This is a genomic window from Maribacter arcticus, from assembly GCF_900167935.1.
GTDB lineage: Bacteria > Bacteroidota > Bacteroidia > Flavobacteriales > Flavobacteriaceae > Maribacter > Maribacter arcticus.
The window spans coordinates 25,364-44,623 of the sequence record NZ_FUYL01000007.1 but is presented as its reverse complement, the minus strand read 5'-3'; the positions used below and the strand labels follow the sequence as shown (position 1 = coordinate 44,623).

At 35.5% G+C, this 19,260-nt stretch carries 13 protein-coding genes; 4 read left to right on the top strand and 9 right to left on the bottom strand.

From position 1 onward, the window contains the following. The first annotated feature begins 56 nt into the window (after positions 1 to 56). On the top strand, positions 57 to 695 hold the full coding sequence (locus B5X55_RS11740) for a hypothetical protein (RefSeq protein WP_079512827.1): 639 nt from the start codon (positions 57 to 59) through the stop codon (positions 693 to 695). 9 nt (positions 696 to 704) lie between these two features. Here B5X55_RS11740 and cls read toward each other — a convergent pair whose 3' ends face one another. Beyond that, positions 705 to 2,111: a cardiolipin synthase gene (cls, locus tag B5X55_RS11735; protein ID WP_079512987.1), complete on the bottom strand. Its 1,407-nt coding sequence runs from the start codon at positions 2,109 to 2,111 to the stop codon at positions 705 to 707. 264 nt (positions 2,112 to 2,375) lie between these two features. Here cls and B5X55_RS11730 point away from each other — a divergent pair, with 264 nt between their 5' ends. Continuing rightward, entirely contained in the window at positions 2,376 to 5,699 is a 3,324-nt protein-coding gene (locus tag B5X55_RS11730; RefSeq protein ID WP_159447542.1) for a ThuA domain-containing protein, read from the top strand. 65 nt (positions 5,700 to 5,764) lie between these two features. Here the strand turns inward: B5X55_RS11730 and B5X55_RS11725 are convergent, their stop codons facing one another. The 4 genes from B5X55_RS11725 to B5X55_RS11710 all read right to left on the bottom strand — a co-directional run bounded on the left by B5X55_RS11725 (position 5,765) and on the right by B5X55_RS11710 (position 11,232). Then, positions 5,765 to 8,029 (bottom strand): alpha-L-fucosidase, encoded by a 2,265-nt coding sequence (locus B5X55_RS11725; protein WP_079512825.1) that lies wholly within the window; start codon positions 8,027 to 8,029, stop codon positions 5,765 to 5,767. A 175-nt stretch (positions 8,030 to 8,204) separates the two neighbouring features. After that, a complete protein-coding gene (locus tag B5X55_RS11720) occupies positions 8,205 to 8,879 on the bottom strand; it encodes an ABC transporter ATP-binding protein (protein ID WP_079512824.1) in 675 nt (224 codons plus the stop codon). 11 nt (positions 8,880 to 8,890) lie between these two features. Next, positions 8,891 to 10,153, bottom strand: a complete 1,263-nt coding sequence (locus B5X55_RS11715) for an ABC transporter permease (protein WP_079512823.1) — start codon at positions 10,151 to 10,153, stop codon at positions 8,891 to 8,893. Further along, on the bottom strand, positions 10,150 to 11,232 hold the full coding sequence (locus B5X55_RS11710) for an efflux RND transporter periplasmic adaptor subunit (protein WP_079512822.1): 1,083 nt from the start codon (positions 11,230 to 11,232) through the stop codon (positions 10,150 to 10,152). The genes B5X55_RS11715 and B5X55_RS11710 overlap by 4 nt, the downstream gene beginning before the upstream one ends. A gap of 632 nt (positions 11,233 to 11,864) precedes the next feature. Between B5X55_RS11710 and B5X55_RS11705 the strand changes: the two genes are divergently transcribed. Both B5X55_RS11705 and B5X55_RS11700 read left to right on the top strand, forming a co-directional pair. Beyond that, complete coding sequence (locus B5X55_RS11705; RefSeq protein WP_079512821.1) at positions 11,865 to 13,547, top strand: ABC1 kinase family protein; 1,683 nt, start codon at positions 11,865 to 11,867, stop codon at positions 13,545 to 13,547. 13 nt (positions 13,548 to 13,560) lie between these two features. Then, positions 13,561 to 14,835, top strand: coding sequence for an MgtC/SapB family protein (locus B5X55_RS11700; RefSeq protein ID WP_079512820.1), 1,275 nt, complete (start codon positions 13,561 to 13,563; stop codon positions 14,833 to 14,835). 281 nt (positions 14,836 to 15,116) lie between these two features. Here B5X55_RS11700 and B5X55_RS11695 read toward each other — a convergent pair whose 3' ends face one another. From B5X55_RS11695 to B5X55_RS11680, 4 genes are all read right to left on the bottom strand, one after another. Next, the gene (locus B5X55_RS11695) at positions 15,117 to 16,940 is read right to left on the bottom strand and encodes an AMP-dependent synthetase/ligase (RefSeq protein ID WP_079512819.1); all 1,824 of its coding nucleotides are present in this window, start codon (positions 16,938 to 16,940) and stop codon (positions 15,117 to 15,119) included. 82 nt (positions 16,941 to 17,022) lie between these two features. Next, positions 17,023 to 17,487 (bottom strand): MaoC family dehydratase, encoded by a 465-nt coding sequence (locus B5X55_RS11690; RefSeq protein WP_079512818.1) that lies wholly within the window; start codon positions 17,485 to 17,487, stop codon positions 17,023 to 17,025. A 12-nt stretch (positions 17,488 to 17,499) separates the two neighbouring features. After that, complete coding sequence (locus B5X55_RS11685) at positions 17,500 to 18,237, bottom strand: SDR family NAD(P)-dependent oxidoreductase (protein WP_079512817.1); 738 nt, start codon at positions 18,235 to 18,237, stop codon at positions 17,500 to 17,502. A 35-nt stretch (positions 18,238 to 18,272) separates the two neighbouring features. After that, a complete protein-coding gene (locus tag B5X55_RS11680; RefSeq protein ID WP_079512816.1) occupies positions 18,273 to 19,247 on the bottom strand; it encodes an NADPH:quinone oxidoreductase family protein in 975 nt (324 codons plus the stop codon). Between the last annotated feature and the right edge of the window lie 13 nt (positions 19,248 to 19,260).

Genomic DNA, 19,260 nt, shown 5'->3' with positions numbered 1-19,260 from the left:
GCTTGATATTTTCTAAATCTTAACTTTGAATTATATTCTTAATAAATACCTGTAGCATGAAAAAGATATTCATTGTATTCTCATTTTTATTAATGGGTTGTTCTTCTATAAGTTTAGTGGAAAATTGGAAGAACCCAGATATAGTCTTGTTCAATGCCAACAAAGTTTTATTGGTAGGTATGACACAAAGTGAAGAAGCTAGAGAACATTTTGAAAGTCAACTTAAAAAAGAATTCACGAGTAGAAATGTCGAGGCATTGCGAAGTATTGATGTTTTTGATTTATCACTAACCAATTCAAGAAAAACCGAGAAAGAATTAGATGAAGTTGAACAAAGTCTTTTGGACAAAGATTTTGATGCCATTCTATTTACTAAAATTACAGGCTCTGAAAATCGTGAGAACTTTATGAAATCTATTTCTCGTTGGGATGATCATCAATCTCGTTTTAATGATGATTATTTAGAACATCAAGGTATTTACTATGATGATAATTATTATGAAAAATTTACCGTATACCATGCTGAAACTACTTTATACTGTATCTGCGAGGGTAAAGAAAGAGCTATGATTTGGAGAGGCGTTATCGATATCACCGACCCAAATAACGTTGAAAAAGCCATTAAAGACTATATAAAATTAGTCATTACAGCTTTGGAAGAGCAAGATTTAATTTTTACTTCACAAGTTGATTAATTAGCTTATTCAAAACAGTGGACTTAAAACTTTACCAAAACCTTCTTTTAGCTTTTTGCCCCAAGATCTTTGAATAAATTCATCATAACGTAGTTCATTACTCCCCATACAATCTTGTAGAAAGTCTTCTTTTAAAAGCTTGGCAAACCCCTTATGATACATAATGGCGTTTACCTCATAATTCTGTTCAAAACTACGGTCATCTAAATTTGCCGTACCGATTGAAGAAATGGCATCATCACTCACCATAATTTTACTATGTAAAAATCCGTCAGGGAAAAGATAGATTTTAATGCCCGATTTTAAAAACAGCTCAAAATAGGAATGAACAGCCCAGCTAACCACTTTATTATCTGCATTTTCAGACACTAGCAAACGTACATCAACACCGCTTAGGGCAGCGGTCTGCAATGCACGTATAAGAGATTGACCCGGTATTATATATGGGTTGGTTATATAAATGTACTTTTTAGCCATGTTAATTATAGAAAAATAGGTCTGTTCCAGTACTGGAAAATCATCATCAGGACCTCCTGCCACTATCTGCACCAATTCATTCGAAACAGATTCTAAATTGCGTGGCGAGAGTTCTATTGGCTGTAATAGTTCTGTACTCACTAAATACCAATCTGTCATAAAAACTTGATCGAGTTGTTTGGCCGAAGGACCCTCTAACCTTAAGTGCATGTCGTGCCATTTACCAAGTCCAACTTGGCCTTTAAGGTATTTATCAGAAATATTAATTCCGCCAGTGAAAGCAACAGTGCCATCGACCACTATTATTTTTCTGTGGTTTCGATAATTAAGTGAAGAGAAATATCGTCCAAATTTAAAAGGAAGAAATGAATATACTTCAACACCAATTTCTACTAATTCATTTAAATATTTTTTACTTAATGAAAAACTACCAATACCATCATAAATTAATCTAATCACAACACCTACCTCTATTTTTTTCTTGAATAACTCAAACAGCTTAGTGGCCAACTCACCATCCTCAAAAATATAATATTGTATATGAATTTGAACCTTTGCATTTTCTAACGCATAAAATATAGCTTCAAAAGTAGTTCTTCCATCTTTCAATAAATGTAGTTTATTATTCGATGTAGGAGGAAAATGTGAGCTCTTATAGCAAAGCGTCATCAATTTGCTATACCTACCATTGAAAACATTTTTTTGTTCTGTATTAGGCCATGGTAGCTTAGAGAACATGTTTTTCTTAAGGCGTATAAGTTTACGTTTTCTTCTATTTCGACCCAATAAAAGATAAAACATGATACCACCAACGGGTAATGCGAAAATCGCTAAAAGCCAAGCTAAACTCTTTGTTGGTTTGGCGCCATAAAGAATAATAGATAAAACTATAATCAGCGTTAAAACAATATAAACACCAACAATAATTGTGGTCCACATAGGCATATTTATTCGAAAAGAGCTTTTATAAAACTTCAAGATAACACTAAATTGTTCAACATAAAATAACTGTAATAAACCAAAAACTAAACTTTGGTAAATTCATTAAATGAACAACAATCCCATTTTCTTATCTTTAGCCAGCTCTTTTACCAAGGCTAAATATCAATTATTCTAAAACCCTGATTATGAAGGGTAAACTATTAACCACCAATAAAACCAATGACTAATTTCTCGAACAAATCAATTATACAAATTTGTTCTGTGTTACTCTGTATTACTCTTTTTACAAACTGCACAAAAAAAAAAGAAACCATATTAGTTTTCAGCAAAACTCAAGGGTTTAGACACGGCTCTATAGAAGCTGGGGTTGAAGCTATTAAGAAATTAGGTGAGGAAAACGGATATAAGGTTATCGCAACCGAAGATGCCAATTACATGGTAGAAGATTCTTTAAAAAACTATGCTGCAGTCATATTCAATAACACAACCAGAGATATTTTAAACGATGTTCAACAAGCAGATTTTGAACGTTACATTCAAGCTGGTGGAGGCTTTGTAGGCATTCATGCAGCAACAGATACAGAATACGATTGGCCGTGGTATAGCAAATTAGTTGGAGCTTTATTCAATGACCATCCGCGTATTCAAGAAGCCAAATTGATTATTAACGATAAATCACATTCATCTACCCAGCACATAGATGGATCATGGACCAAAAGCGACGAGTGGTATAATTTCAAGAATATAAATCCTAATATAAATGTGCTTATCTCCATTGATGAAAATAGTTATGAAGGCGGCACGAACCCCGAAGGTCACCCTATTGCTTGGTATCATGAGTATAATGGTGGTAGAGCCTTCTACACCGAAATGGGACATACCGATGAAACATTCGTAAACCCAACATTCTTGTCTCATTTATTAGGTGGTATCACCTATGCCGTCGGTAATGGCACCTTAAACTATTCCTTGACAAAAACAGATAGAGTTCCACCTGAAGACCGTTTCGTTAAAAAAATACTGGACTTTAATCTGAACGAGCCAATGGAGTTAGATGAGCTACCTGGCAGAGGTATTTTGTTCATAGAGCGTCATGGAGCTTTAAAACTTTTTGAATTCGACACTGAAAAAACGAAAACAATTGCGCAGCTAGACTTGTTTTATGGTAATGAGGATGGACTTTTAGGTTTGGCCGTAGATCCAAACTACACACAGAATAATTGGGTCTATCTTTTATACTCCGTTAAAGGTGACATGTCTAAACAACATGTTTCTCGCTTCACATTAAAAGGTGATGAACTAAATTTAGATTCCGAGAAAATTTTAATAGAAATACCTACCGACCGTCAATGCTGTCATAGTGGAGGCGCATTAGAATTCGGCCCTAATGGAAACCTATTTATTGCCCTGGGCGATAATACTAATCCTTTTGAATCTTCTGGGTTTGCCCCGATGGATGAACGCCCTAACAGAGCCGGATGGGATTCTCAACGTTCTGCTGCAAATACGAACGACCTAAGAGGTAAAATATTACGAATAAGACCTGAGAAAGACGGTAATTACTCTATCCCAGATGGAAATCTATTTCCTAGTGGCACTGCCAAAACAAGACCCGAAATATATGCAATGGGTTTACGAAACCCATTTAGACATTCCATAGATAGCAAAACAGGTATTCTATATTGGGGCGATATTGGTCCAGATGCCGGTAAGGCAGATCCTAACCGTGGCCCTAGTGGTATGGGAGAATACAATCAGGCTAAAAATGCTGGTTTCTGGGGTTGGCCATTTACCAGAGGATATAATGAGGCGTATAATGATTTTGATTTTGCAACCAATATTGCAGGTGATAAAGTTGACCCAGAACACCTTATCAATAATTCTCCAAACAATACCGGAATTCAAGAGATGCCACCAGCACAAAAATCGATGATACCAATGACCTACTTTAGGTCTGAAGAATTTCCTTGGATGGGCGAAGGCGGAATAAACCCTATGGCTGGACCAGTTTTTCACGAATCGGACATGGCAAATGCTGAAAATCTTTGGCCTAGCTATTTCGAAGACAAATTGTTTGTTTACGAATGGATGAGAGATTGGATTTACGTCATCACCCTAGATGAGAATCAGAATTATGTAAAGGCTGATGCATTTATGCCCAATGAGGAATTTTCACATCCTATGGATATGATCTTTGCATCTAACGGTAATATGTATGTGTTAGAATATGGTCAAAAATGGAATTCGCAAAATTTAGACGCCCGTTTAAGTAGCATTTCCTATATCAAAGGAAATAGAAAACCGGTTGCCAAATTAGAACATGATAAAATTGTTGGGGCCACACCTTTATCCGTGAAATTTTCCGCAGAAAACTCTATCGATTTTGACCACGATGCACTTACCTACGATTGGTATTTCACTGAAGACATATCGCAATCTCAAGAGCAAAACCCAGAATTTATTTTTACTAAAGATGGTAGTTACAATGTTGTTTTAAAGGTTACCGATACTGATGGAAACACATCGACAACAAGTTCAAAAATATTGGTTGGCAATGACACTCCTACCCTTGCAATTAATATCACGAACAACGATTCAATTTATTGGGATGGCAAGAAATTGAATTATAAAATCATTGTAGCCGACAAACAAGATGGTTCTACCCAGAATAACTCAATTTCTGTAGATGATGTAAAAGTGACTTTCGATTATATACCCGAAGGTAGAGATTTTGTAAAAGCGACCTTAGGTCATCAGCGTAATCTTGAGCCACTTGGCAAAAAAGCAATCGAAGCATCTGACTGTAAGGCATGCCATGCTGTATTAGATAAAGTGAACGGACCTAGCTATACCGATATTGCAAAACGATATAGTAAAGACGATACAGGTTATTTAGTTTCAAAAATCATAAAAGGTGGCGGTGGCGCTTGGGGTGATAATGCTATGTCTGCACACCCACAACTTACTGTTGAAGAGGTTTCTCAAATGGTAGACTATATATTAGACTTAAAACCTCAAAATGAGAAAGTTAAAAAATCACTTCCTCTTACAGGTACACTAACGTTTAATGAACATATAGGTAAGCAAGGCGAAGGCAACTATGTTTTAATGGTTTCTTATCGCGATAAAGGCAATCTGAATCAACCTAATTCTGAACTTACCGTGAGTGAGCAAATAATTTTCAGAAGTCAGAAAATTGAAGCTGAAAATGCAAATGAGATTAAGGAAGGTACCGGAACTTGGAGCACCAGTAAATCAAGAGTAGTTGGGGTTTTGCAAGATGGTTCATACTTAAAATTTAATGCCGTTAATTTAAAAGGCCTAAAGCATTTAAAATTTGCGGCTTTCTATAATTTAGATCAAGAATTTAAAGGCGCAGTTGAAATTCATGAAGACCGCATAGATGGTCCAATAATAGGTGAACAAATATTGGCCCATAATGGGAAGGAAGAAACAGTTTACTACAACATACCCGTTTCTCCAACTAAAATTAGTGCTAACTTATATTTAGTCTTCACAAACAAAGAAAATACAACTCAAAACATTTGCCATGCAGATTGGATTTCTTTTGACTATAAAAGATGAAAGTAAATATCCAATTAATATTATTACGATGTTAATAGGTTTTTAATTTCAAACCATTATAAGGCTTAATGCATATAAAAATCTAACTCTGCGATGGCAGTTGAATTACCATCACCTGCAATTTCATCAGCCTGTAACTTAACAAAGCGCGTAGAAAAACTTTGCTTAAACTTATGCATGCGTTGCGTTGGGTCATTGATCAGGTTTCCAAAGGTAAAGGTGTCTTGTTTGGTCCAATTTTCACCATCATCACTCGAGAAAATAGTTCCTTTCTGGATCATTCCGTCAGCAGTCGAAGTTGGCGGTGTATACGCGAATGATTTGATGTCTATTTTCTTACCCAAATCAAGAATAACAAATTGGTTTTCATCTTTCATTTGCGACTGCCAATAGGTTTTTAGATTTTCATCAAAAAGTAAATTAGCATCATGCTTTTCTTGTATACTACTGGTTGAAACCAATTTCCATGACATTTTAGAAATTCCGAAATTAATTCTAGCTACACTTCCTTTTTCTTCATTTTTTATTGCGATAGCTTTTAACTCTCCTTCACCAAATAAAAATGGTTCTGTAAACAAGCTAGATTCTGCAGAAGGTTCTTGACCATCTGTAGTGTAGAAGATTTGCATTCCCTTGTTTAAATTAGCGCCTGCATTTTCACCATTAGGATTCCATCCAAAATCAGACACCTTAGGTTCGATAGAAACTTCTCCCTTACTATTTCTAGTAAATTGTAATTGTGGTGGCCTGCTTTCAAAATAATGCGCTGAAACATTTTGTAGCACAGGAATATATCTCGATTCAAGAATTCGAAGCCGAAGCTTAGTTGTCGTTACTTCAGGAAACCGTAATATTCTTTTATACCCAATATTAGTTGCAGTTGCAACTTCTTTCCACTCATCATCTACCCAGGCATCTAATGAATGTTTAGCAATACGTTCTCCAGATATATTCACATTCTCCTGAACAAGAAATCTATTGATCTTCGTTGCTTTAGGAAGCATTATCTCAACTATTGGTTGTTCCCCTTGCAGAACCAAATTGGTTTCTTGATCATTATCTAAAAGTTCTTTTGGACCCTCTGCACCTTCCAATAAGTTAACCCCGTAGGTTTCCCTAATTCTTTGACCGGTTTCTTTTAAGACCTGAACATCTTGGCCTGAAAATTTACCCTCACGATTAGGAGGGATATTTAATAGAAAAACAGAATTTCCACCAACAGACCTTTCATAGATATCAAAAACATCATCGGTAGTTCTCACCTTTTGATCAGTGTCATCTCTATAAAACCATCCTTCGCGTATTGAGGTGTTCGTCTCAGCAGGTTGATAATGTAAAAATTTACCAGCTGCCAATTTCTCCAAACTTCCTACATCTTCATCGGTAATATCTGCGAACAAGTTCATTGTTCTTGGATCCTCTTCATAAGGTACTACGTTCCACTCGGTATCTCTTGTGGCCCCGGCCTCATTTCCGCACCAACGCGTACCTTCCTTTCCAAACACTACTGCATTAGGAGCCAATTCGGTAATTATTTTTTTCCAATCTCTATATTTATATTGCTGATTTCCTTTACGCTTAGGATGGGCACCATCGAACCAAACCTCATGCATAGGGCCATATTCCGTTAGCAATTCAAACAATTGATTTAAAAAATATTCATTGTAATCGTCCACTTCGAACTCAAAAGTGGTTTTGTTCTCAAAGGGTCTGCCTTCTATCTCTCTAGGTATGGTACGTTTTGTGTATTCACTCAAGTTGCCATAAAGTCCATCTGCATTTTCAATTTGAAATAAATCAGCTGGGGAAAGGTAAACCCCCAATTTAATATCATATTTCTTACAAGATTCTGATAATTCTTTCAAAACATCGCCCTCTCCATTTTTGTATGGTGAAGACATCACCCCATGTTTGGTATACCTACTTTGCCACAAAACAAAACCATCGTGGTGTTTGGCCGTAATGATGACTTTTTTCATACCAGCATCTTTCATGACCTTACACCACTGATCAGTATCGAGATTTTGAAGATTGAAAATAGCAGGATCTTCCATACCACTTCCCCATTCCATTCTACTGAACGTATTTGGTCCAAAATGGACGAAGGCTATAAATTCATCTTTAAGGGCATTATATTGGTTTTTAGAAGGAATAACATGAGTTGCTTTAAGCTTTGTGGAATCTTGAGTATCATCTACATCGAGCGCCATTGTATTTTCTGTTTGCATCACTAAACTCTGTTTACCCACATTGGCACATGAAACAAGTAGCAAACACAAAACAGAAATACTTAGAAAATAGCTGTAGCTTTTTAAAGCGTTTTTAGGCATACCAATGAATTTTGAAAATGAAAGAAAAATATAGTGCTGATAATTTCAAAACTAAATTTTTATTAGGATAAAAACCTACCAAGAGCCGTCTAAAATTAAAACTATTTTTATCCATCAATGAAACGACACAAATTAATTACAAATTCTCTACTAGGTTTAGATAGCCTTTGAATATTTAACTCATAATTCGGCCATCTTCCATTTGTATAATATAATCGGTTCGCTTGGCAAAATCTTCATCATGAGTAACAACTAGAAGTGATAGCCCCTCCTCCTCTTTTAACTGCTTAAAAATATTAAAAACATTATCAGAATTATAGCTATCCAAATTACCAGTTGGTTCATCACCCATAAGTATAGAAGGATTATTAATCAAAGCCCTTGCGATGGCAACTCGTTGTTTTTCGCCACCAGAAATACGGGAAGCTTTCTGTTTTGCGAGATTTTCGATACCCAACATTTTTAATTTCAAAATGGCGTCATGTTCAATTTCTTGAACAGATTTTCGTGCTAATTTTTTAGCAGGGAGCATCACATTCTCTAGCACACTAAATTCAGATAACAAATAATGGAATTGAAAAACAAAGCCAATGTGTTCATTTCTAATTCTTGACAGTTCTGTAGATAACCGACCAGTTACCAATTCATTATTTAAAAATAATTCGCCAGTATAATCTGTATCCATTGTAGAAAGGATATAGAGTAAAGTAGATTTTCCTGAACCAGATTTACCCATGATAGAAGCAAACTCTCCTTGTTTTATCGCGAACGAAATATCTTTTAAAACATGAAAATCTTTAGGTTTTAAAAAGTGCTTATTGATGTTTTTGGCCTCTAGTACGTTATCCATTCTCTATTCTCTTAAGTACCTCTAATGATTTTTACCGGGTCAATTTTTCTTGCTTTATTAGAAGGTAGCCACCCTGCTATAAATGTTGAAACCAATGCAAAAACAATTCCTATTATGTAGTATACTACATTAAAATTAACAGGATAGGTAGTAATGGTGGGTAACGCCTCTGTCTCAAAAGGAACCCTATCAATAAGCACAGATAGTACAAACCCTAAAATCAAACCTAAAATTCCACCAATAATACCAATTATCATGGCTTGACTCATAAAAATGAACTGCACATCTCGGCCTGAAAATCCGGTTGCTTTTAAAATAGCGATATCTTTCATTTTTTCATAAATGAGCATATTTAGAATATTATAAATTCCAAATCCTGCTACAATTAACAATGTTATAGAAACCGCGTATGTGATTAGATTTCGAATATTTGTACCTGTTTCGAATTGGGCATTCGCTTCATTAATATCCGTAGCGGTTACATCAAATTGTTTTTCTAAAATTTGTGCCATGGCAGGGGCATCTTCTATAGCATTAAGTTTAATATTGATATCGGTGACGTAATTCTGTGCCTCTCCTAATATCTGTTGTACTGTTTTTAAATTACAGAAGCTTTGTATATTATCGATATCCGCTATTCCGCTTTGGTAGATACCAACAATTTTTAAAGGAAAAATACCGCCTTTTACAGTGCTTATTTGGACCCTATCGCCTACAGATAATGACATTTTACTTGCCAACCCAGACCCTAACAGAATACCATTATCAGTACTTTTCAATGCTTCAGGGGTACCATCGACAATATAGTCACGCATATTCGATAATCTGGCTTCTTCCATAATATCTACCCCAACCAATGTACCACCTAATTCAATGGCCCCAGATAGATAAAATATTTGTGCGCGTACTTGTGGTGTCGCCCCTTTTACCTTGTCCTTTTTCTTTAAATAGTTAAGAATAGGTAGGGCATTATGAATTTTATTTTGCCCTTGCTTTGGTTTTATAGAGCTTATCATATATACCGAATTTTCAAAACCTTCAAACAACGAAACTGGTTGATTTACCGTTGGCTCTATTTCATTATATAAATGAATATGGGGAGTTTGGTTCAAAATAAGACTATCTAACATATTATTTAAACCTGTCATAAAACTAACCATAGTTATGTAGGCACCTATTCCGAAAGTAACACCTAAAGATGCGGTAGCAGTAGATTTCATCTTGGTAAGAAGATGTGTTTTTGCAATATTCAGTATGACCTTCCAGTTTATCATCCTTTTGGCTTTAAAAGAAATGTCTTCTCCGTTATACCTGAAATAATCTCTACCCTTTCTAAATTTTTAAGGCCTACCTCAACGCGCACTAAACCTTCTTCTGTTTCTACTTTATTACCATCCATTAAATATTCTATTGGAATGGTAAGTGCATCTTCTTTTTCCGAAATTACAATATTACCCTCACCCGCTAAGCCGGGGTATAATATTGAAGGGGGTTCTGTAAAGAGTGCTTCAATTGTAAAAGTCTGTGAACGTTCGTCTTTTTGAGGATATATTTTGCTCACCTTTGCGGTAAATACTTCTTTTGGGTAAGCGTCTAAAGTTATAAGTGTTAGCTGGTCTATTTTTATCTTAATGATATCTACCTCATCTATCAGCATAACTATTTTAAAATTCGAGGCACTACCTATTGCACCTAAAGGTTCTAAAGTATTTACAAGCTCACCCGGTTCTTTAAAAAGAGCATATACCCTTCCATTAATTTTGCTGTTAACCGTATAATCATCTGTTATTATTTTTGTGGTCGAATAGCTATTTCTAGCCTGTGCCATTTTTGTTTCTAAATCATATTTGGTTCGGGCATATCTAGCCCTTTGTTGTTTTAGCTGATTAGCTGAAAGCTCATACGCTAACTTTCTTGTATCAAACTCAGCTTTAGACCCAATGTTTTGCTCCCAAAGGCGCTTTTGTCTGCTATAATTGATGGAATCATTATTGAATTTTAGTCTAGCCGAATAAATTTCATCTTCAATCTCCTTTAATATAGCAGCATCACCTTGAAAGTTTTCTTTAGACTGCTGCAATGACAAGTAGGCGTTATCTGCATTTAATTTTGGGGCACGGTCATTAATCTGTAATACCGCATCGCCCTTGCGTACCAAATCTCCTTCTTCGACTAAGTTATCCTCTAAAATACCTGCAACAACGGCATAAATTTGATATAAACTATCTGGCTGTATAGTAGCAGAAGCATAAACAGATGATGTTAGCTTCGTTTTTTGTGGAAGTACTTTTTCCCGGTCTTTGCCACAAGAAAGGCAAAGCAGAAAGAGTAAACAAATTTTCAAATTTTGCATAAACAGTTGATTGTAATTCCTCAAATTAAATGTAAAATTTAAAGGAATACTATGAGTAAAATCATATGTAAAAAAATAAAGGACAAGAAAACATTAGAGAGTTTTTAACTGAAGTTATCTCAATCTTAGAAAGCTATTTTTGAATCTCAACACAAAACTATTTATAGCAATATATTGGTTACTCTGGCATATTATAAATTATGGTTATTCGCCACTTTACATCCCTTAATATTAAATCATTATGAACGCTATTTTAATTGAAGCAATACGTACGCTAAGTTATGTTAGTGATCAGGGTTCTAGGTAGAAAGAATTCATTTATCACAAAGTCTTACTCATCATTTTAAAAATTGTTATTGGTCTTGTCAAACATTTTAAATGTAGGTCTAACAGGTTATTACAATCGAAAGTTATTATTGAAATCTAGACAATAACTACTTGAATTCAGTTGCTGCCATATAAATATGACTTATATCATAAATCACGTACATTATTTCAGATAGCTTTGAAATTATAAGCTGTTATTTAGCTAATAAATTGTGAAATACTGTGCCTTAAAATGATTAAGCTAACGGTAAAAACTAAGCATTTTTTTAGATTCTTTTTAAATGCATTTAACAATCAAAACATAAATGGCCATTTTAAAACTTCCATCACAAAAAGAAATAACGAGGTATGCAACGCTATTTAACGTTCTGGTTAAATATGGTTTTGACGATGTCTTGGTAAAGAGTGGTTTTAGTAAGGTAATCCCTAAAAAGTATTTAGAAAACCACCCCGATACCAAACAAAATTTATCATTTTCAAAATTCGAGCGCATACGAATGGTTTTGGAAGAATTAGGACCGACGTATATTAAACTAGGTCAAATTTTTAGCACAAGAGAAGATATGCTCCCTCTTGAACTGATAATTGAATTAGAAAAGCTACAGGATCATGTACCCAAGCTAGAAAACTTCGATGTTTATAAAACCGTTGAAGAAGAGCTGGGAGCAGATAAATTAAAATATTTTGCATCTATACATACAGAACCGTTAGCTGCAGCCTCTCTTGCACAAGTACATCGCGCACAATTGATAAATGGTGAAGAGGTAGTTTTAAAAATTCAACGTCCAAATATTAAAGAGATTATCGAATCTGACCTACTCGTGATGAAACAGCTTGCCCATAATCTTGAAAAATATAGTAGCCAAGCTGAAGCTTTTCAACCTATGCGAATTATAGAATCTTTTGAACGAAGTATTAAAGAAGAACTTCAGTTTGCAAGAGAATTGGAAAACACTGAAAGATTCACTAAAAACTTTAAAGGCACCGAGGCTATTCATATACCTGCCATATATCGTGAACTATCAAGCAATAAAATTATTTGCATGGAATTTATTGATGGTATCAAAGTTTCAGAAATAGCCACGCTAAAAGCTTCGAATATTGACCCAAGAGCGGTAGCGAAAATTGGTGTAGACCTTTACCTAGAACAAATTTTAGACCATGGTTTCTTTCATGCCGACCCTCATCCAGGTAATATTTTTGTGCTACCTGAAAGCGGACAAATCTGCTTTTTAGATTTTGGTATGATGGGCAGCATCATGCCAAAAGAAAAAGAGGCTTTGGTTGACCTACTGCTGAACTTTTTAAGAAAAGACATCAAAAAAATAATTTCTTTACTTGAGAAAATTGCAATAAAAACAGATATCCCCGATAATACGAAATTAGAACAAGATTTATACTTGTTAGTCGATGGGATTAGCAATACAGCAATTCAAAACATTAGGTTAGGAGATACATTAACTCAATTCAAGACTATTTTATATGAGAACAGAATTATTATGCCCCATTACCTATACATGTTGATTCGCGGTATTGTTATAATAGAGGGCGTAGGTCTTAAACTAGATCCTGAATTTAATATCACTAATAACTTAGAGCCTTACACAGCTAAAATAGCGCGCAAACGTTTTAGTTTAAAATATCTTTTAAAAAAGAATCTAAATCGTATTAAAGATATTAATGAATTAGTTGACACACTGCCAGAGGATATCAATACTATTATTAAAAAAATAAAAGATGGAAAACTAGAAGTTATACATGAACACAAAGGGCTCAAAGAGTTTCAATTATCTACTATCAAGGCGGTTAACCGTTTAGTATTTGCCGTAATTATAGCAGCACTATCTATAGGATCATCTCTTCTGGTTATGGCAAAAATGCCTCCTTTAATTAATGGAGTTCCGCTTTTAGGTGCCATAGGTTTTGTTCTCTCGGCCCTATTAGGGTTTTATATTGTCATATCCATATTTAGGAATGATCAATTTTAAATAAACCATTTATATGAACGAATATCAAAGCATAAGCGAAGCATTAGACCCCTATATTCTAGGAGTTTTCATTAGTATGGGTATTGGTCTAATTGTAGGATTGGAACGGGAATACAATAATCTTAAGCGTGAAAGCGGGTTTGCAGGCATACGTGCATTCCCCATTGTGGCAATTTTGGGCTTTTCACTAGGCAGCCTCACCGAACTGTTTTCTTTTTGGTTGTCAATTGTAGGTTTAGGTACTTTTATTCTTTTTTTGGGGTTCAATCATTTCTATAAAGAAGAACATAGCTTTGAACGAAGTTTTACTACCAATTTAGCCCTTATTGCTACCTTTGTGTTAGGTCTTATGGTTTCTGCCGAATACTACCGTAATGCGGTTGCAACGGCAGTCATAATCGTCACCTTACTTTCTCTAAAGACACGATTTCATTCGGTCATTAGTAATATTACCTCTGAAGAACTTTTTGCATTTGTGAAATTTTCAATTATAGCTCTTTTAATATTGCCCTTTTTACCAAATAACACCTATGGCCCAAATGATTTAGTAAATCCGTTTGAGATAGGATCCATCATTGCTATTGTTTCTTTCTTAAACTTTATCGGATATTTTTTAGTCAAATTTGTAGGTTCTAAAAGAGGAATTCTATTAACAGCTATTCTTGGCGGACTAATATCTAGCACTGCCGTTACATGGAGTTATGCTTCTAGAAGTATAGAATCTCCAGAACTGTCACGAAAATATGCTGCAGGTATTATTATCGCCTCGGCCATAATGTTCCCTAGACTTGCCCTATTAATATATATCTTCAATAGTTCACTTCTTTACTATTTGGCTCTACCGTTTAGCATATTTACATTTGGCTGTCTTATCATGTCGTTAATTTTAATAAAAGAAGGTACTAATAAGTCTGACACGAATCTTAAGTTAGGAAACCCCATGAATCTTCTTAACGCAATAGGATTTGGGTTTATTTATGTTATAATTTTATTTGCAGTTTTTTATAGCAATAAATATTTTGGTGAAAATGGTTTGTATTATTCGGCTTTAATAGCCGGTTTGGCAGATACTGATGCCATTACTATAAGTTTGGCGAAATTTGCATTAGATGGAGAAAGGTTAAAACTAGCTTCATCTGTCATTGTAGTAGCAATCATGAGCAACATGTTGGTTAAATTAGGTATTACCGTATTTAAGGGTTCTAAAATTACCGGGAAATTGGTGGGTTATACCTTTGGAATCATCATAATCATGGGGATTTTATATTCTATTATTACGAACGGATAATTAGAATTACCCGATATCAAAGATTACCTGTAGAAACAACATTAGACAACCTAACATTCGTGAAAATTGAAGCCTTTATTACTATTCAATTTTAAGTTACTCGGAATGACAGAATTCAACAAATCTTAAACAAACAGGTTAAAATGAAAAATTTACAAGATTAACTCATAAGTAAAAAAATAGTTTTTCAAGGCCCAAAAAAAAGACGTTTACTCCGTCAAAATATTGCTAATCTTACGCTTTGTCTCCTTAAAAAATTACACACTTATTAAGTAGTGCTTTTACAACTCCTTATAAATAGCAGCAATTTCCTCGCTATATTTTTCTCTTATTACTCTTCTTTTAAGTTTTAATGTAGGCGTTAGTTCAGCCAAAGAACCATCTTCATGAATTGGCAGCCAAGGTGTTGCTATTAGTTTAAATTTCTTTATCTGTTCTATATGACCAAATTCTGGATTATAACTATCTATCACTTTCTGATATTTACGAATCACTTTTTCATTTCGTATCATTTCCTCTAATGTAGTCCACTCCATTTTTTTATGGAGGCACCAATTTTTCAATGCTACTTCTGAAGGTATAATCAAAGCCGAAACAAATTTTTGCTTATCGCCTATAACCATCATCTGTTCAATCAAAAAATCTTCCTTTATCCGATTTTCAATGGGTGCAGGAGCTACGTACTTTCCGCCTGAAGTTTTCAATAATTCTTTCTTCCTATCCGTAATCTTAAGAAATTCTCTTCCGTCAGGTCCTTTGATCAGTTTTCCGATATCACCTGTACGAAACCATTTTTTACCATTGATTGTTTGGAATACCTGTTCATTTATTTCCGGTTTTTTATAGTACCCTAACATTACGTTGGGTCCGTGGGCCAAAATTTCTCCCTCGTCTTCCTTATATTCTCCAGAAGTTTTATCAATATATAACTCAACACCGTCAATAGCATACCCAACGGTTCCAATCATGGCTCCATTTGGATCCAAGGTATTACCCGTTAAGGTCGGTGAGGTCTCCGTTAAGCCGTATGCTTCTCGAATAGGAATTCCCGCTGCACAAAAAACACGTAATATTTTAACAGGACATGGGGCGGCACCAGTAATAATCTGTTTTACATTACCCCCTAAAGCTGCCCGCCACTTACTAAAAATCAAGGTATCTGCTAACTTCCATTTCAAACTTGCTGTAAAAGATAACTGCTGGTCTAACTTGTAATCATCCGTTAGGTCTAAAGCCCAAAAAAATAATTTTCTTTTAGCACCCTTCAAAGCCAAACCCTTATTGTAAATCGCTTCATAAATTTTTTCCAATAATCGTGGAACTGTTGTAAAAGCAACTGGACGGACAGCTACCAAATCTCCATTAGGTCCACTTAAGTTATCTGTACCACATAAAAATATTGAAACTCCCTTATAGCAATAACAAAAAGATACAGCTCGTTCATAAACATGGCAAAGCGGAAGAAAACTTAGTACCTTTTCTTCAGGTTTAACAACTAATAATCTTGAGGTGGCTGTAACCACATGCATGATATTGGCATGGCTCAGCATAACTCCTTTTGGTTTTCCCGTAGTTCCAGAGGTATAGATAATGGTTACTAAATCATCTCCTTTTATATTGGATTGGATGCTTTCTAAGCTTGAAATACCTTTAGTATCAAAAATAGTTTCCCAAAAGGGATTACCATTTAATCCATCAAAGGTGTAAATATGTTTTAAGGTAGCTACTGCTTTTTGAGTTTCTGATAGTTTATCATATAAATCCAATCCCCCACAGAAGGCTGCCTTCACTTCGGCCTCATTTAAAATGTATTCATATTCCGATACGCTGATGGTAGGATATAAGGGAATACTAATCATTCCTGCCATTTGAACGGCATAGTCCATAATAATCCACTCAGGCCTATTTTTATAGGCTACTATAGCTATCTTATCACCAGGTACAAGACCTAATTTCAATAATCCTGCTGCTGCTTTTTCTGCAGTATCCTTTAATTTTTGAGTACTATACGATTCCCATTTCCCATCTTTATTCCTTCCACTAATGGAGGCTTCTAATGGATTATTTTTTAGTTGGTAGTCGATTAAATCGAAGAGTCTGGTCATTGGTTTGGTTTATTTTGACAACCTTGAAAATACAAAATAAAACTTGCTAATTCACAAAGGCAGTTAAGGTATTTATTAAGTATTATTCAAACATGATACTAATAAATTCAGCCACGCAGGCCGGTTTGTCGGCACCCTCAATTTCTACCGAACAGAGCCATGTGACTTTGACACCGTTTTCGGCGTAATCCTCAATAGCAGCAACTTTTCCATGCAATCGTAACTTACTATCTACCAAAACCGCATTTGGAAAACGAACTTTATTCAAGCCATAGTTAACCCCCATTTTTACCGATTTAATCTGTATAAGATCTCCGAGCATTTTAGATAGTAGGGAAACCGACATAAAGCCGTGCGCAACTGGCTTTTTAAACGGAGAATATTGGGTCGCCTTTTCTACATCTACATGTATCCATTGAAAATCTAAGGTGGCCTTTGCAAAATCATTTATCATTTCTTGTGTAATGGTAATCCATTCACCTGCCGGTAATGTTTTTCCCTCGTAGGTATTAAATTCCTTTAAATTATCTAAAATTAGTTTAGCCATTATGTCTGTCGTTTATCTTGAAATTCCACCATCAATGGTCAAGCAAATTCCAGAGACAAAACGTGCCTCATCAGATGCTAAATATAAATAGCCATAGGCTATATCGATGGGTTGTGCAACCGTTTTTAAAGGTATGCTTGCCTTAATCGCCTCAAAATGCTCTTGCGGAATTTTGTCGACCATATCGGTCATGGTAAAGCCAGGAGCTATGGCATTTGCTGTTATACCATATTTACCAAGTTCCATTGTCCAGGTCTTGGACATGGCAATGACACCTGCTTTGGTAGCCGCATAATTAGTCTGTCCAAAATTACCTCGTAACCCTACATTGGAAGCAGCACTAACTATTCTTCCATATTTATTTGCCTTCATGTAAGGTGCAACTGCTTGCGTACAAATAAATACCCCTTTTAGGTTCACCTCGATAACAGCGTCAAATTCATCTTCAGTCATTTTCTCTAAGGTGCGATCCCGAGTTATGCCAGCATTGTTAATTAGGATATCAATTTTGCCGTATTTTGAATTTACCTGTTCAAAAAGTTTTTCTACGGAAGATTTGTCGGTTACCGAAACAGTATGGAATTCTGCCTTGCCACCAGATGTTATAATTCCACTAGCTACATCTTGACCTTTGGGCAATAAATCCATAATAATCACCGTAGCACCCTCCTTTGCGAACAGCTCAGAAATTGCCTTTCCAATTCCCTGTGAACCTCCTGTTACAATCGCTATTTTATCCTTTAATCTCATATCGTTATATTTCAATAATTGTTATCGTTATTTTATCAGATTTGCACAACCATTTTCCCTTTCACACTTCGGTTCATCATTTCTTCTAAAGCCTCTTTAGCATCTTCTAAGGGAACTATTTTATGAATATGAGGTTTAAGCTTGCCTTCCGCATGCCATTTCATTAAAGTCATGGTGTTACCCATATTTTCCTTAGGATATTGCATCGCGAAACCGCCCCAAAAAACACCAACAATGGATGCTCCTTTTAACAAGGGCAGATTTAACGCAATCTTAGGTATCGTACCAGCCGCAAACCCTACAACTAAAAATCGCCCGTTCCATGCGATAGCTCTTAGTGCTTGTTCTGAAAAGTCACCCCCAACAGGATCGTATATCACATCTACCCCTTTACCATCCGTTATTTTTTTTAGGGTGGATTTCAAATCTTGAGTAGTGTAATTGATTAGTTCATCGGCGCCATAGGCTTTACAAAGTTCTAGCTTGTCTTGAGTGGAGGCTGCTGCAATTACCTTAGCTCCCATTAATTTCCCCAGTTCAACAGCAGCCAAGCCAACCCCTCCCGAGGCCCCCATTACCAACAGCGTCTCCCCTTCCATTAACTTTGCCCTATCTTTTAATGCATAGTAAGACGTACCATAAGCCATCATAAATGAGGCCGCCACCGGATAGTCCATTTGAGTTGGTTTTGGAAAACATGCGTTTCCTGGTACGATAACTTCTTCCGCTAAACCTCCATAGGCCACAAAACCAAAAACTTCATCACCAATTTTCAAGTGTTTCACCTCTTCCCCAATTTCTTTGACGACGCCTGCAATATCGCTTCCCGGAGTAAATGGTAGCTCCGGTTTAAATTGATACAAGCCTTGAATGATTAGCGTATCTGGAAAATTTAATCCACAGGCCTTTACCTGCACGACTACTTCCTTTGGACCTGCATGTAAGGAATCTATTTCCTCTAACTTCAAATTAGATGGAGGACCATAAGTTTGACATCGTATTGCTTTCATTTTCTATATTTTC